The following is a 15,892-nucleotide window of genomic DNA, read 5'->3' as shown; positions in this document are numbered from 1 at the left end:
TCATGATTTTGTTAAAAGATGTTTCTTATGAATGGGAAGATGGGCGAACTGCTTTAAAAAATATCAATCTTGAAATTAAAAAAGGTGAATTTGTTTTAATTTCAGGGAAAAGTGGAAGTGGTAAAAGCACTCTTGGAAGTGTAATGAATGGTCTTATTCCACATTATTACAAAGGCAAAATGAAAGGAGAAGCCTTTGCGTCCGGAAAAGATATAAGCAAATTATTACTTCATGAAGTAGGGCATATTGTAGGGACTGTATTTCAAGATCCAAGAAGTCAGTTTTTCACGACAACGACAGATGAAGAAATAGCTTTTGGGCTTCAAACTATCTGCAAATCAAGAGATGAAATCAAACAGAGAGTAGAAGAAGTATATGCAGAGTTGGATATTGAGGAACTGAAAGGAAAATCTGTTTTTGAATTATCAAGCGGACAGAAACAAAAGATAGCTATTGCAAGCATCTATGCGATGAATCCGAAAGTTTTAATTTTAGATGAACCTTCAGCAAATTTGGATATGAAAGCAACATTTGACCTGTTTTTAATTTTGGAGAAATTAAAGAAAAAAGGAACAACGGTTGTTCTAATTGAACATCGTTTGTACTATGTAAAGTCTTTATTTGACCGTTTTCTTTTGATGAAAGACGGAGAAATTACGAAAGACTTGAGTCGGGAAGAAGTTATCTATCTTGAAAGGGCGTTTTGGGATGAAAATGGACTAAGAACTCTTGAATTAGAAGAATACAGGATAAGTGAGAAGAAAGATTCATATCAATTAAATGATGAAAGTATCATCGGAAAAGACTTGAAATTTTGCTATCCGAATGTAGCTAAGGATGGAAAGAAGAAAAAACAGTACATTTTAAATCATCTTGATTTCAACATGGAGTACGGAAAAGCCATTGGTCTTATCGGCTTAAATGGTACCGGGAAAACCACCTTTGCAAGAGTGCTTTCAGGACTTGAGAAGATAGAAGAGGGAAAAATATGGGCGAGGAAAGATAAGTCGCTTAATCATAAAGATTTAATGGATATGTCATATTTTGTCTTTCAAGATTCAGACTATCAGTTGTTTTCGGAAAGTGTACTTGATGAAATGCTACTTGGTATTTCAAGTAAAGATAAAAAAGAAAATACTCAAAAGGCAAAGTCTATTTTAAGTGTACTTGGCTTAGACAAATACATTGATAAGCATCCGTTTGCTTTATCAAGAGGAGAAAAACAAAGACTGACAATAGCTTGTGGAATGATGAAACAGGCAAAGATTTTCATCTATGATGAACCAACATCAGGTTGTGATAAAGACTCAATGCTTTCCGTCACAAAACTGATTGAAGAACAATTGAAAATTGGGACAACAGTTTTGGTAATAAGTCATGATTTTGAGTTTTTAGCAAACACAGTGAGCAAGCTATGGGTAATGGGAGATGGAAAAATAGAAACTGTTTTAGATATGAGTGAAAGTAATAAATTTCTCATATTAGACAAGATGAGAGGAGGTAGAGAGCTTGTCAGATAGAAAAACTATAGATCCGAGAATAAAACTTACTCTACTTCCAATTGTTGGATTTACGAGCTTTTTTATAAGTGATACAATTCTACTTTTTGTACTAATTGTTTTTGCCTTTTTTCTATATTTATATAGCGGGATGTGGAAAAGAGCGTTACGCTTTATCTTGTTTTTTGTGATTTTATACTGCATAGAGTTAGGGCTTGGAAAATTTTGTGAAGCAAGTATTGTATTTGCAATATATATGTTTATTTACTTTGCATCAAGAATGACCTTAATCGCTATGTTTGGTGGATATATAACTAAGACTACAAGTGTAAGTGAAATGCTGGAAGCGTTAAATAGAATGAAAGTACCAAGAAGCATTGGTATACCTTTTAGTGTTTTGCTTAGGTTTGTACCAACTATAAAAATAGAACTCAAGGCATTAAAAGAGAATATGAAGATTCGAGGAATAGTAACAAGTAGATTTTTCCCATTGCTACACCCAATTAAATACATTGAATATACACTTGTTCCGCTTTTAATGAGAATGATTAAGATTTCAGATGAATTGTCAGCTTCAGCACTCATTAGAGGACTTGATAGTGATGAGAAGAGGGTAACATTAACAGAATTGCGGTTTAGAAAAACAGACTTAATGATTGGACTATTAGGAGCTTTGATGATTGCTCTTGTGATAGTAATACAGAAAATTTATTAGGAGGACTTTTATGAAAAACAAATTGAATGGTCGTGATTTTATTACAATCGGAATCTTTAATGCAATTGGAATTGTCATATACATGGCGGTTGCATTTGCTATGGCAACAACAGTTATTGGAGGATTTATTGCTTCAGGAGTTAGCTTTATGGTAGCTGCTACCGTTTATATCCTTATGGCTTTGAAAGTTAAAAAGAATGGCGTATTTACAATATCAGGAACGCTTCTTGCTTTAATTGCATTGTCAGGAGGACATTTGCCTCATGCAGTCTTTGCTGTAATCGGTGGAATTATATGTGATTTGATTATAGGAAATTATGAGAGCAAGGGACGAATGATTATTGGATATGGGACATTTGCATTAGCAGATTTTTTAGGAACAGTAATTCCTGTAATTTTATTCGGAACAGCTTCTTTTGTGGAAAGAGCATCAAAATGGAAAATGAGCGAAGCACAAATAAATGAAGCATTATCTTATTTCAAAGTTTCGTGGGCAGTAGGATTTGGCTTGATAACTTTTGTTCTTGCTTGCACAGGAGCATTTGTTGCAACAAGGATACTTAAAAAACATTTTGAAAAAGCAGGAGTGATTTAATCAATCTTTGTTTGTGAGGGAAAAATGGATTAAATAATGGAGGTAATTGCTATGTATTATTTAGGGTCTGTTATTCATAAAGGAAAAACTAATAGACCTTTTTGATACTGGTAATTATCATAAAAAATCAAATTTAAAATATAGAGAAAGAGCAAGTTTCTTTCATTTCAGAGGACTTATTATGCCTATGTGCAGAAGTCCTCCTTTTTTGTCTAAAAACGCAGACAAAAAAGAAATGGAGGAAATAAAATGTCAAAAGAATATTACCTTTATGTCAACGGACAAAGGGTTAAAGTCAGCGAGCAGATATATAAAGTCTACTGGCGAGAAAAAGAACACGAAAAGTATTTAGAGCAGGTGGACAAGAAAAACCACTTGCTCTTTTTTTCATCATTGGATCATGACGGACACTTTGTAGATAATATTGTTGATGAAAGTGTTGATGTAGAAAAGATTGTTGAAACACAGATGATGATCGAAGCAGTCAGAAATGCTATATCAAGACTCAATGCAGAAGAAAGAGATATTATTGAACGCTTGTATTTCAATGATGAAACGGTTCGTTCAGTGGCAAAGCTTAAAAGTATTACACATCCAGCCTTAATCAAAAGAAGAAACAAAATTCTTGAAAAGCTGAAAAAATTCATCGAAGAACTTTAAAACTTCGGTAACCAAAGGGGTCAAATTTTCCTTATGTAAAGTGAAGGGGAGTTTGACCTCCTTTACTTTCTTGGGTAAGAGATACGCCTGCTTATGGCAAATAGGAAAATGTAGAGAAAACAATCCCTTTCAAATATTGCTCTTTGACAACTGAATAGACCAAGGTAGGACTTTATCCATTTACTGAGAATTATGACCTACGCCAAGACTTTTCTGCTGATGAAAATTGGTTTAAATGAATACCGGTATATTGCCGAGGTTAGAAGAAAACGAGCGATAGATAGGAATACATAAAAGATAAGCGTGGCAGCTTATTTCGATGATGTAAGTGGTGATAATGATACTTCAATAGTTTAAGCTGCCTCGTCTGGAACAAGGGGCGGAGGTGAGATTCCTATGTAGCAGCCAATGCACCTGCCAATGTCATAAAACTTAGTAAGAAAAATAATGTTTGATTATAAAGAATTTAAAGCGGAGGAGGTGTATTAGTGGATAATGACTGGAATGGATTGGCTGATTTGATAGCAAATCTGATTACAAAGTATGCTGGAGTTTTAGATTTAGATAATCTTCCAAATCCAACTCCAGTAAAAAGTACAGAAGGTAAAAATAAATTTGACATGGCAAGAACGCAGATTGAGAAAAAGTAATAAAAGTGATATAATATACTTGATATATGAGTACAAACCATAATTGGTATAAATATAAAGATATAGAAAAAAGGATATTGAGGTTAATGCTATGTCAAAAGAAAAAATAAAAGTATACCTCTATACAAGAGTATCTACATCAATACAGATAGACGGTTATTCTTTAGAGGCACAAAAATCAAGAATGAAGGCTTTTGCTCTCTATAATGATTATGAGATTGTTGGTGAATACGAAGATGCAGGTAAGTCTGGAAAATCTATAGAAGGTAGAGTTCAGTTTACTCGTATGATGGAAGATATAAAAACCGGAAAGGATGGAGTGTCTTTCGTTCTTGTATTTAAATTATCGAGATTTGCAAGAAATGCTGCTGATGTTTTATCAACTCTACAAACAATGCAAGATTTTGGAGTCAATTTGATTTGTGTTGAGGATGGGATTGATTCATCCAAAGATGCAGGTAAATTGATGATTTCAGTTTTATCAGCTGTGGCTGAAATTGAAAGAGAAAATATTCGTGTTCAAACAATGGAAGGGCGTATTCAAAAGGCAAGAGAGGGCAAATGGAATGGAGGTTTTGCTCCTTATGGTTATCAACTTATTGATGGGAAATTGATAATCAATGAGGAAGAAGCAATTGCGATACGAACTATTTTTGATCAGTATGTAAATACAACCATTGGAGCGAATGGACTTTCTAAATACTTAGAAAATCATGGTATAAGAAAAATACCAAGACAAAATGGGAAAAATCCATTGTTTGATGCAGGTCTTATAAGAAAGATATTAAAAAACCCTGTATATAACGGGAAAATAGCCTTTGGAAGAAGAACTTTAGAAAAAGTTCATGGAACAAGAAATGAATATAAGCAAGTTGAACAAGATGAATATTTAATAGCTGAAGGTATTCATGAAGCTATAATTTCTGATGAGCTATGGCAAGCGGCTCAAGTTAAGTTAAAATCTCAAGCAAAGAAATATGAGCATGTGAATAAAGGGAAAGATACACGCACACATCTGCTTTCAGGAATTGTAAAATGTCCGATATGTGGAGTGGGAATGTTTGGAAACAAGTGTATCAAGAAAAAGAAAGATGGTACAAAGTATAAAGATTTTTATTACTATGGCTGTAAACATAGGCATATGATAAGAGGTCATAAATGTACTTACAATAAACAAATCAGAGAAGAATTGTTAGATGATGCAGTTGCTGAGGTAATTATAAAGATAGTAAGCAATCCCAAATTTGCTTCTATGATGCAAGAAAAAATTAACATGAAGGTAGATACCTCTGAAATAGAAAAAGAGATAGATAATTACCAGAAAGAATTGAGGAAGAGCCATTCTACGAAATTTAAGCTAATTGAGGAAATAGATAATTTAGATGCTGATGATAAGCACTACAAACGAAGAAAACAGGACTTAGACGATAGACTTTATCGTATGTATGATAAGATTGAAGACTTAGAATCATTGTTAATTGATGCGAAAGCAAAGAAACAAACTATTGAAGCTGAGAAACTTACAGGAGATAACATATATAAGATTTTGATCTATTTTGATAAACTCTACAAGGTAATGAATGATGTAGAGCGTAGACAGTTAATTACAGCTTTGATTTCTGAAATTCAAATTTACGAAGAAAAGCAACCGAATGGGCAATGGCTAAAATCAATTACTTTTAAACTTCCTATCATCGATGAAGATTTAAATATAGGTTTGGACAATAATGAGCAAGTTGAGTGTGTAGCTTTGCTGGTAAAAGCGTAGAAACCTTGTAACGTAAGGGGTTAAGAAAAGCCTTGATAGCAAGACTTTTTGTTATAAAGGGGATAAGTATCAGAGTGAGAATACAAGTTGAGTGTCTTAATGTGCTAACCTGATAGGTTCTCAATCTATTTCCATAAACCCTAGGGGGTACAGTGTTGTTTCCATTGACAAGGAGGTTGTGGGAATAGAAACGTACCCACTCTGTTTTATGATAACTAACTCAATCTGAAATCGTTCTATGGAATTAAAGTCGGATCTGTCTTGACTTTCTTTTGAAACTGTTACTATGAAAATTTTTATGATAAAATACGTTCATCCGTACAAACATATAAACTAATAAACATAAAGAAGAAGTATTTTATCTATTCAAAAGTTTTATAACAGTAATCAGCAGATACTATTGCATGTTGAAAAAAGTTAATTGAATTAGTTGAATATAGTCCTTATCACATTTTATAGACGAATGAATTAGCTTTCAGATAAAAGACTGTGACTGGGAAGTTGCAGTCTTTTTAGGGGTTTAATGGTATAATGAAATTATAAATATGAATATTGTTAAAATTCTCTGGAGGACGCATAATGTTGAATTTAGTAAAAGGTCACCGAGTTAGCTTAGTAGAAAACCTATTTGAATCATTTACAAAGTTAACTGAACATCATTTGACGGCGAATGTACACGCAGAAAAAATATTAGAGGTTTTTCAACACTTTATTGCGATTCATGACGAGCTCTTGTTTTTTATTTTGGAATTGCCTGTCAGTATTGATAGAGAAAAAGTGGTAGCAAAGAATATTATCAAGGAATCCCATAAGGATGTTTATTATATTGATGGTTGTTCAAGAGAGGAATGCCTAGCACTGTTGATTAGATACGGTGATTTGCTTATTAATGATGGACTAAGTCAGTTTGGATTTGGTGGGCATAAAAGTCATGATGAGATCATGCTTGATAGCTATAATGTTGTGACAATTTATAGTGAAGAACTATCAAAATTTAATGACTTTTTTGAACCTCATAATATTCAATTTGTAGAAGAACTAGTGACAGCTTGGAAAACTTTTTCTAAGACCTCACCAGGAATCTCTGAAATCTATGAAAGTAATGGAAAAACTGTTTATGATTTGCCTGAAGAATTAGCTGAATGGGGAATATATTTAGCTGAAACTCGAACAGAATAGGTATAGTTATAGATTAGAAAGAGAATATTTCAATCCTTTAATACCCAAAATTTAACTTTAGTCAATTTATAGAACGAATATAAGTAAATCTGTGTTTAACTGCAACTAGTAAGTTGCAGTTTTTTATTTTGAATAATGATATAATAGGATAAGAAAACAATGAAAACGCTATATATTTGAAAGTTGATTAGGAAAGCAGGAAGTATGGAAACAATTGATATTTTTTGCCTTTAGAGTCTTAAATTTTACATCATATTAATAAATTGAACCACACCATTATATCCCCAATTTTTTAAGTTGTTCTGTATGTCGTTCTTATTTTGCTCAGTAAGATAATAGTCGTTGACATAAAATTTTGTATTTGAATCAGTATGTTTAATAATCTCTTTCAAATACGGAATATCAGGTATGTCAGATGGTACAATATTTAGACCGAAATCATAGACTTCTTCCAAAGTGGATAGGCTATTAAAAAAATCTATATTTTCTTTCAAAAGTTTTCTAACTGGTTTAATTAGTAAGGAATTATGAAGAATGGCTTGTAATATTAAAGGCACTTCACTTTTGAAACCTACAACTAGATTGTTTTCTGTACCTATTTGATCAGAGTTTGTAACTTGACCATGTATATTACAAATTCTATTTTTTTCAATGTTATATTTTCTTTCTAAAACAGTAGTGTAGTTAAAGACCAAATAAAAAGCAGCATTTGAATACGAATCAATAAGTTTGCTTCTAACTTTGATTTTTTCAGGATTATGTATTTTTGAGTTTATCCAATCAAAGAAGGCAGCATTTTGACATAATTTATATACACAAACTAAATCATTTAATTTTGTTAAACAGATGTTTTTATCCTTTAGAATTTGTTTGAAAGGTATCTTAGAAAGGTTTTTTTCAAATTCATTCCATGTAATATTATCGACATTTTTATCATGATTTGCATATTCGGTTAGAGTGAAAAAGAATTCATAAGCTTCTAGATTACCTTCATGATAGTTAAATCCATAATATCCGCCATCTTTAAATGATTTTTTGCTGTCTTCATCGACTTCAGGGATAGTTAAATTTTTAAAACCTTCAAGTTCAATTCTATTAATAGCATTATTAAAGTCAAATTTACTACCAAATTCTTTACAAGTGTCTATTATGAACTTTCTAAAATCATTGTATCCTGTTTTTAATTGATGGGCCATATCAAACCCATTTCCAATAATAAAAAGTGTATTCAAGTTTTCTACCTCCTGAAATATATTATACCAACTTATTGAGATAAATAGTAGTAGACCTATATTACATATTTTAAGATGTGGAACTTATTAATTTGATTGGTAGAGAAAACAACTAGAAGCAGTCCATCAAGATATTTTAAATTAGATGATATTGCATTTTGGATTATGACAAAGGAGTACAAACATGCCAAAATATACTGACGAAGATATTAGAAAATTAAATAAAATCACATTAAAAATTGCTGGTGATTATTTAGGTATAAGTTCACAGGCAGTTGCTATAGGTCTTAGAAACAATCTTCTTCCAATTGGTTTTGCTATTCATAACGAAGAAAGAGACAGACGTTCCACTGAGAGTTGGTCATATCATATTATCGCTGAAAGAATGATTTCATACAACCACGGAAAACTATCAGAGATCCGTGTTGAGAATATTGAAACTAGTTTAGATAAAATTATAGAGGAATTTAACGGTTTAAAACAAGATTTACTTTTTATATTAAGCGAAAATGCAGAAGTGAAGAATTAGAAGTTTTTGAATTTGCATTTTCGCTTGGTAAATATAAAAATGGTGATGTAAAATATAAGGGTAAAGGTGTTTCAGATGAAGATGATAAAGACCTTTTCTAGAGAAGAACTCTATGAAGAAATCTGGGAGATAAGTGCGAAACAAGTTTCATTGAAATATGATTTAAGTTATTCTGACTTACTCAAGAAATGCAAAGAATTTGAAATCCCAATTCCAAAGGGTAGTTATTGGTATCGTAAGAATACTGGACAAGACCTAAGTGAACTTATCGTTCCATTATCACAAAATGACATAAATGAGGTTCATATTGATAGAAAAAGTTTAAAGAACAGTAGAATTAAAGCTGCTAAACATAAAGAAGATAGTACGGAGTCTAAAAACGAAGATACTGTTAAACTTGATACAACTAGTATAAGAAGTTCATTATCATTTATAGAGGACGATAAAACAGAGCGTATTATTGAAGCAGTTTCAAACCTAAACCAGTCTCCAAATAAGAGATTACATAAATCTGTAGCTAATCTAAGGGATAAAATTACAGAGTGGAATAAGAGGGAAAAAGCAGCTTCTTATCCTTACTTTGATTCTAGGCACAGATATAATGATTTAAAAGAACCTAAATTTGTAAAAAGTATTTCATTAAATTCTCTTCCACGTTTATATCGCATTTTAGATACTCTAGTTACTGTAATTGAAAGAATCGGTGATAATGTAACTTCAAATTGGGATATTCAAATTGATAAGGATATTGTTCGTTTTGAAGTTATAGAATCAACAGACAAAGTAAGTCATGAATTAACAAAAGAAGAAGCTAAAGAACTAGCAGAGTACAATGATAGCGTTAAGTTTAATGGATATGCTTATAAACCAAGAATAAAGAAGTATGACTATATACCAAATGGAAAATTTCGATTTAAGATAATAGATGGCAAATACATTAAAGATACTAAAGAATTCACACTTGAACAATCAATCCCAGAAATAATCGTTTTAATTTACCAAGAGTATTATAAAGTTAAGAACTTACGACTTGAACGTGAAGAGAGAGCAAGACAATACGAAGAGGAGCAGGAGCGAAAAAGAAAATTACAAAATAGAATCGAAGAAGAGAAGAAGCGGACAATGTCACTTCTTAATATGCTGGAAGATTTTCAAACAGCAAATGATTTAAGATTGATGGCTGATAAACTGGAGATAGCAGGGAAACTTAGTAAAGAAGAAATTGACTGGATTAGATCCAAAGCTGACTGGATTGACCCAATAGTTTCTTCAACAGACGAATTGTTAGGAATCAGAAATCATGACAATTCTAGAGAACAAAAAGAACAATTTCTAAGTGAGAAAAGGTACTACTGGTAACTTTATTTTTCAAATGTTTGTTATAGAAAGCTGTAAATAATGGAGTTATAATTATGACAAATAGTTCAACAATTAATGAGTTTATAAAGAAAATAAAAGAAGCTTTAACTATATCTGAGCATGATTCAAGACTTGGAGTTAGAGGCTTTGAATTTGATAACTCAACATCTGAAAAAGATTGTGTTTTAGTTATTGGTTTAAATCTTGCAGGAAATGAAGAAACTACAAAAAATGAGAAAACTAACAAGACATATCTGTATAGTTTGAAAAATAGAATTAAAAGTGATTATGTTTATAATAAATTCTATAAACCTATTAATGAACTAATGAATGATAGAATTTTTAAGTATATCGAAGGTTTTTATAATTCGAGGAGGCGCCACAGCAAATTAAATTATCTTTGTCCGAATATTATAATGGGAGATGAGTAAGGGGGAGAATGCGATGAAGATGTTAGCAATTAATCCTATTTTGTTTAAAAAAAGAATGACAGAATTTCTATTCGATTATCTTTTCATACTCGCTTATTTAGGGCTTCTGTTTTTATGTTCTATGCTTATTTACATCATTTTTTTTAATGGCGTCCCAGAGTTTACAGAAATTCAGTCGCAGTGTCTTGTATTTTTCACCTCTGTTTTGCCGATTATGATCCTTTTCACATTCTTGGATTATGCAAATAATGGAAGTTTTGGGAAGGTAAAAGCAGGACTTGAACTGGTCTACCAGAAAAAAACAGTACAAGCTAGCTTGATCAGAAACACGATTAAATTTTTACCTTGGCAAATAGGTCATATGGGCACGATACATGGTTTCTATAGTAATTTTGATGTATTGTCCATTATCTCCTCGATTTCGGCGACTCTCCTTGCAGTTTCCTTACTGGCAATGACGATGTTTAGGAAAGATAAGAGGCATCTTGGAGACCTGCTAGCCCATACGCAAGTTCAGCAAAAAGGTGACTAGGATACTTATTGTCTATTCTGTCCTCAAAGAAAAAATACACATAGTTTGGAAGTGTCTATATGAATGAAAATATTGAATTTACGAATCTTTGTAGGGATATTAGCAAAAAATTTCCTGATTTAATTAAAGAAGAACTTGATAGTTGGGACGTTAAGAGTAAAGAGATTCAAAAAGTTTACAAGTTAGCAAGTAAATTTATTAAGTGACACTATAAAATAGTTTCATTCTAAAGTTTAATTTTAAACAACAACTCACTTACTTTCATTCTATAATATAGAAGTTTGCTAGCACCACATGTTGAGGCATGTTGTTTGTTAACGAAGACGAACAGCAGTGAAGCCTGAGTTTACAAACACAGCAGTAGAATTCACCAAAGAAAAGCTTTGGGAATTCCTTGCATGGAACCTACTAAGTCTCTAAAGAGCCAGTTAGGTGCGCAAGCCCTCCAGAGCGGTTAAAGTGCCGAGGGCACTTTGGGCACCCAAAGACGGTGCACATGTTGTTAGCTAGCTAAAAAGTGGCGTATTTCCGGGCTTTTTGCGAGGTATACGTCATTGGGATACCTTCGTGAATAGCTCGGTTTTCTTATGTGGAAACATATCGATTGAGCAAATCTATCTGAGGGCAAAAATTTGCGGTAGGGTTTAGGCAGTGGATTAGATGTCATAGCTTGTAACAGTGATATGGATAATAAGATCGACCGCAGTTCCGGCAACTCGAGACTAAGGGCAAAACTTGACAGTGGAATAGATGTTGCATAGAAATTTGAATTTATGGGAGTGAGCTGAATGAACGAAGTGAATAAAACATTGTATATCCCACTTTATGGGAAAGCCCAGATGAGTAAAAAAGGTATAATCCTCCATGATCCAATAGCAGAAAAGATTTGGGACAAAGAAGGCTTTACAATCAGAGGAAAATCCAAATCAAAATGGCTGTGCTACAACATGGCAATGCGGGCACGCGTATTCGATGACTGGACCTGCAAGATGATAGAGCAATGTGTGAATGCTGTTGTTATCCACATTGGGTGCGGGTTGGACAGCAGATGTTTAAGAGTAGGGAAACCAGATGCAAAATGGATTGATTGTGATTTTCAAGAGGTTATTGCAATCAGGAAAAAATATTATAACGAATCTCAGAATTATTCTATGAAGATCTTGGATGCGACTAATCAGGCCGACTTGTACGCCTTGCCTGATGCTGCTTGTGCCATTGTGGTATTGGAAGGAATTAGTATGTATCTTACTAATGATCAGTTGGTGCAAATGCTTCGCATATTGAATGAAAAATACCGAGAGCTCCATATATTAATGGATGTGTATACTGTGTTTGGCGCAAAAGCGTCTAAATATAAGAATCCTGTAAATGAAGTGGGCGTATCCACATTATATGGGGTAGACTCTATCACACAATTATTGGAAGATACAAGAATTTCACTCGTAGCAGAGCATTCTTTTACGCCGGATTATCTTGTTAGTGAATTGACTGGATTCGATAAACACTTTTTTAAGTTGATGTTTACAGGAAAAATGTACAGAAAGATATATCGTCTTTATGAGTTGAAATCTGAATGAGGCTTCCATGACAAGTACCAGTTTATAGTGTAGTTGTAGTGAAAAACTCAAAATCTGGTGGATATTTAATTTGCTATTTATTGAAAATCGAGCGTATATGTACATACCAAAACAAAGGAGGTAGGCATAATGCTCTATGTAAAGACAACAAACTTGGATGGTACACTGACCGTTGCTCCTATCAGGAACAACAATATATATTAGTATTGCGAGTACTGTAGAAGATTTGTACCGGTTACAGATCTTATGGAACTTGTTGGAGAACTTTCAGAAGCTGATATGGAATGTGAGACGCTTAATATCTGCGAGGAATGCATGAATGAACGATGTGAACTGAAGGACGAGTACTGCTGGGAACACTACGGTTATAATCATGCAACAAAGAAAAAATAGTCTAACCAGCTTAGGCAACTCGAGACTAAGGTCTAAACTTGTCGGTGGAATTTATGATGATAGTTTTTTAGTGAAGACTGTGAAGTCTTCAATAGCATATATGCCAAATGCAAAGTATGAGTTACCATATGATGGAGTCAAAGAAATGCCATTGGTAGATGATGGTGACAACAAAGAATTTTTAACCGACTTATTTAATTCAATGTATGATGAATTACTTGCACCAAAACCAAAGAAAAAGAAATAATTAAATTAGAAGTAGCAGGGGAAATGATGAGAATCGGAGTTATTCAAGCAAGTTCGCAAGCGACTAAAAATCAAATAATCTATGATGCTGTATTAAAGTATGCTCCAAAGAAATCTGAGGTTATAAATTTTGGCTGTACGATGGAAGAAAATGAAAAATATTCGTATATAGAGATTTCTATTCTTGTAGGTATCTTGTTAGCAAGTGGGACAGTTGATTTCGTTGTTACGGGCTGTTCTTCCGGACAAGGAATGATGCTTGCTTGTAATAGTATGCCAGATGTCATTTGCGGGTATGCACCTACACCGAATGATGCCTATTTATTTGCTCAGATTAATAATGGAAATGCGATATCATTACCATTAGGTGAAAATTATACATGGTCAGGTACTGAAAATCTTGAAAGAACAATAGAAGCTCTTTTCTCGGAGCCATTTGGGCAAGGATACCCCAAAAGTGAGGCAAAGAGAAAGGTAAGAGATGCTGAGAAACTTAAAGAAATAAGAAGAATCGGGCAGGTTCAGTTTGAAGAATTCGCAAATGTACTAGATATATCATTGTTTGAATCAATCAAGAGGAAACAGGATGTAATTCAAAATGTAAAGGCGTATGGGAAGAAAGAAATAGCTGATTTAATGAAATGAGTAAATCACAGTTTGTCGGGGTAATACTTTTTAACGATAACCTTATGCTATCGTCAAAAGGTTTATAGACATATTCCCACATACATACATGTTCACTTAACATGCTTAGTGTTCACTCGTTTCATGTTGAGGCGGTATCACTGCTTATACGAGCTGATTAAACAAGGATGTAGCTAGTGAAAGTTCTAAAGTAAGGAGTTTAAACATGAAATTCCATGAATTTGGTGATAAGAATTTGCCTCCTATCTTACTGATACATGGTGGTGGCAGTTCTTGGTGGAATTATCTTCGTCAAGCACGAATCTTGTCAGAAGAATACCGTGTTATTCTACCCACTTTGAATGGCCACGGCGAGGAATACCAACTTGATTATGTTTCTACTGAAGATTCTGCTTTGGAGATTCTAGACTATATCAAAGCAAACTGTGGTGGGAAATTGTGTGCAATCGGTGGTGTTTCACTTGGTGGTCAAATTGCCATGGAGCTTTTGTCTTTAGACAGTGAAATTGCTGAGAAGGCCATCATAGACGGAAGCCTCTGTATTCCTCAACCAAGGTTAGCTAAAATCAGCATCTTTCTAGTGTCTCTATTTGGTAAACTGATGTTCAATAAATTCTCTTGCAAACTTCAGTTAAGCATGATGAACAAACTCTATCCTAAACTGGCTTATCCAGAGGAAATAAAAGCTTATTATTTGGAGGATCTGCCCAGGACGCCTGTCAAAACAATGGTGACCATTTACAAAAACTATATGGGGCGTTACAAGCTGAAAGATATGATTTCTGCTAGCAAAGCTCAGGTTTTGTATATCTATGGTGAAAAAGAATTAAACTGTGTGAAAGCATCGGCGAAATTATTTCAGCAGCTACATCCAAATACGATTTTGTATGAAGCAAAGGGCTATAATCACGGCTATTTATCAGCTTACCTGCCTCAAGAGTGGATTGATTTGGTAGTGCCACTTTTAAAGAGTGATTCATTAGAAATGTGTAACGAATCTGATATGCCATAAGGAGGAAACGGATGCTAGGAGCAATTATTGGAGATATTGTAGGTTCAGTTTACGAATGGAACAATATCAAAACGAAGGATTTTCCTTTATTTCGTGAGGATTGTTTTTTCACGGATGATACGGTAAGTCCGAACCACTGAGTGTATGAGCTTGTTAGAGAAACGTAGCTAATCCTCAAAATAAAGAAACTAAAACTCCATTATTTTGAGATGAAAACCTAAACTGTTTTTAAGGAGGTAAAATATTGATAGAGAACAGACCTAAGTTTGATGCAATCACATCGTTTGATGAGTTTAATAAATACTATTGGTATCGTGATGAACTTTCACAGATATGCAAGTCATTAGGGCTTGAATATAGATGTACAAAACAGGAACTCAATCATAATATTGAGCAGTACTTTAAGGGGAAATTGATTAAAAAATCAACAGTAAAAAGGAAAAAGAAACGAGTAGAAGTCCTTACCTTAGATACGCCCTTACTTGAATGTGAATTCTCCTTTAATGCAGACTTTAGAGAATATTTCTCAACTTTAACAGAGGTTTCGCCCTTTAAATTTACTGCCGATATGGCGACTGCTTGGAGAAAAGTAAAAAGCGACAATGATTTGAGTTTCACAATACAGGATATGCTAAAAGTTTATCATGGAAATTCAGATTATGCCAAGTATGATCATTCGGTTTGTCAATGGAACCAATTTCTAAAGGATTTCTGTGCAGACGAAAATAGTCACAATTACTCGAATAAACTAAAAGTAGCTTCCATCCTTTGGAAAGAAGTTAGAAATTCAAGTAATGAAAAAATTTATTCAAAAAATCTTTTGACTGAATATGCTGATAGAATAAACGAGTATAGGAAGTAGAAAAATCA

General features: G+C 33.3%; 18 protein-coding genes and 1 pseudogene. 18 read left to right on the top strand and 1 reads right to left on the bottom strand.

Features of this window, described 5'->3' with window-relative positions:
- The first annotated feature begins 2 nt into the window (after positions 1-2).
- The 7 genes from B7725_RS06340 (at position 3) to B7725_RS06305 (ending at position 7,066) form a co-directional block, all read left to right on the top strand.
- Positions 3-1,520, top strand: coding sequence for an ABC transporter ATP-binding protein (locus tag B7725_RS06340; RefSeq protein WP_084875215.1), 1,518 nt, complete (start codon positions 3-5; stop codon positions 1,518-1,520).
- Complete coding sequence (locus B7725_RS06335) at positions 1,510-2,214, top strand: energy-coupling factor transporter transmembrane component T (protein ID WP_070496769.1); 705 nt, start codon at positions 1,510-1,512, stop codon at positions 2,212-2,214. The genes B7725_RS06340 and B7725_RS06335 overlap by 11 nt, the downstream gene beginning before the upstream one ends.
- Before the next feature lie 10 nt (positions 2,215-2,224).
- The gene (locus B7725_RS06330) at positions 2,225-2,809 is read left to right on the top strand and encodes an MptD family putative ECF transporter S component (RefSeq protein WP_084875213.1); all 585 of its coding nucleotides are present in this window, start codon (positions 2,225-2,227) and stop codon (positions 2,807-2,809) included.
- A gap of 249 nt (positions 2,810-3,058) precedes the next feature.
- Positions 3,059-3,469: a sigma-70 RNA polymerase sigma factor region 4 domain-containing protein gene (locus B7725_RS06320; RefSeq protein ID WP_048786796.1), complete on the top strand. Its 411-nt coding sequence runs from the start codon at positions 3,059-3,061 to the stop codon at positions 3,467-3,469.
- A gap of 488 nt (positions 3,470-3,957) precedes the next feature.
- The gene (locus tag B7725_RS10000; RefSeq protein ID WP_004611466.1) at positions 3,958-4,119 is read left to right on the top strand and encodes a hypothetical protein; all 162 of its coding nucleotides are present in this window, start codon (positions 3,958-3,960) and stop codon (positions 4,117-4,119) included.
- 91 nt (positions 4,120-4,210) lie between these two features.
- Positions 4,211-5,887, top strand: a complete 1,677-nt coding sequence (locus B7725_RS06310; protein WP_084875211.1) for a recombinase family protein — start codon at positions 4,211-4,213, stop codon at positions 5,885-5,887.
- Between the two features lie 579 nt (positions 5,888-6,466).
- Complete coding sequence (locus tag B7725_RS06305; RefSeq protein ID WP_084875210.1) at positions 6,467-7,066, top strand: hypothetical protein; 600 nt, start codon at positions 6,467-6,469, stop codon at positions 7,064-7,066.
- A gap of 245 nt (positions 7,067-7,311) precedes the next feature.
- Here the strand turns inward: B7725_RS06305 and B7725_RS06300 are convergent, their stop codons facing one another.
- Complete coding sequence (locus tag B7725_RS06300) at positions 7,312-8,298, bottom strand: AbiH family protein (protein ID WP_084875207.1); 987 nt, start codon at positions 8,296-8,298, stop codon at positions 7,312-7,314.
- A gap of 184 nt (positions 8,299-8,482) precedes the next feature.
- Here B7725_RS06300 and B7725_RS06295 point away from each other — a divergent pair, with 184 nt between their 5' ends.
- The 11 genes and pseudogenes from B7725_RS06295 (at position 8,483) to B7725_RS06250 (ending at position 15,884) form a co-directional block, all read left to right on the top strand.
- Positions 8,483-8,827: a hypothetical protein gene (locus tag B7725_RS06295; RefSeq protein ID WP_084875206.1), complete on the top strand. Its 345-nt coding sequence runs from the start codon at positions 8,483-8,485 to the stop codon at positions 8,825-8,827.
- Positions 8,828-8,902: 75 nt separating this feature from the next.
- The gene (locus B7725_RS06290; RefSeq protein ID WP_084875203.1) at positions 8,903-10,186 is read left to right on the top strand and encodes a cellulose synthase; all 1,284 of its coding nucleotides are present in this window, start codon (positions 8,903-8,905) and stop codon (positions 10,184-10,186) included.
- Positions 10,187-10,239: 53 nt separating this feature from the next.
- A complete protein-coding gene (locus B7725_RS06285; protein WP_239823776.1) occupies positions 10,240-10,617 on the top strand; it encodes a hypothetical protein in 378 nt (125 codons plus the stop codon).
- Entirely contained in the window at positions 10,610-11,149 is a 540-nt protein-coding gene (locus B7725_RS06280; RefSeq protein WP_084875202.1) for an RDD family protein, read from the top strand. Before B7725_RS06285 ends, B7725_RS06280 begins: the two co-directional genes overlap by 8 nt.
- A gap of 83 nt (positions 11,150-11,232) precedes the next feature.
- Positions 11,233-11,355: pseudogene (locus B7725_RS09905) on the top strand (phosphomethylpyrimidine kinase); the annotation flags it as partial.
- 582 nt (positions 11,356-11,937) lie between these two features.
- Positions 11,938-12,726 (top strand): class I SAM-dependent methyltransferase, encoded by a 789-nt coding sequence (locus B7725_RS06275; RefSeq protein WP_084875200.1) that lies wholly within the window; start codon positions 11,938-11,940, stop codon positions 12,724-12,726.
- 373 nt (positions 12,727-13,099) lie between these two features.
- Positions 13,100-13,366 carry a transcriptional regulator gene (locus tag B7725_RS06270; RefSeq protein WP_084875198.1) on the top strand — a complete coding sequence of 89 codons (267 nt, stop codon included), beginning with the start codon at positions 13,100-13,102 and terminating at the stop codon, positions 13,364-13,366.
- Positions 13,367-13,392: 26 nt separating this feature from the next.
- Entirely contained in the window at positions 13,393-14,010 is a 618-nt protein-coding gene (locus tag B7725_RS06265) for an RpiB/LacA/LacB family sugar-phosphate isomerase (RefSeq protein ID WP_084875952.1), read from the top strand.
- Positions 14,011-14,215: 205 nt separating this feature from the next.
- Complete coding sequence (locus B7725_RS06260; RefSeq protein ID WP_084875196.1) at positions 14,216-15,022, top strand: alpha/beta hydrolase; 807 nt, start codon at positions 14,216-14,218, stop codon at positions 15,020-15,022.
- A gap of 11 nt (positions 15,023-15,033) precedes the next feature.
- On the top strand, positions 15,034-15,162 hold the full coding sequence (locus B7725_RS06255) for a hypothetical protein (RefSeq protein WP_000900001.1): 129 nt from the start codon (positions 15,034-15,036) through the stop codon (positions 15,160-15,162).
- Positions 15,163-15,266: 104 nt separating this feature from the next.
- A complete protein-coding gene (locus B7725_RS06250) occupies positions 15,267-15,884 on the top strand; it encodes an SAP domain-containing protein (RefSeq protein ID WP_084875194.1) in 618 nt (205 codons plus the stop codon).
- Positions 15,885-15,892: the final 8 nt, after the last annotated feature.

Source organism: Streptococcus oralis subsp. tigurinus, from assembly GCF_002096275.1.
In the GTDB taxonomy this organism is placed as follows: Bacteria; Bacillota; Bacilli; order Lactobacillales; family Streptococcaceae; genus Streptococcus; species Streptococcus oralis_CN.
Note: the sequence above shows the minus strand (reverse complement) of the source record. Positions and strands in the feature narration are given on the sequence as shown.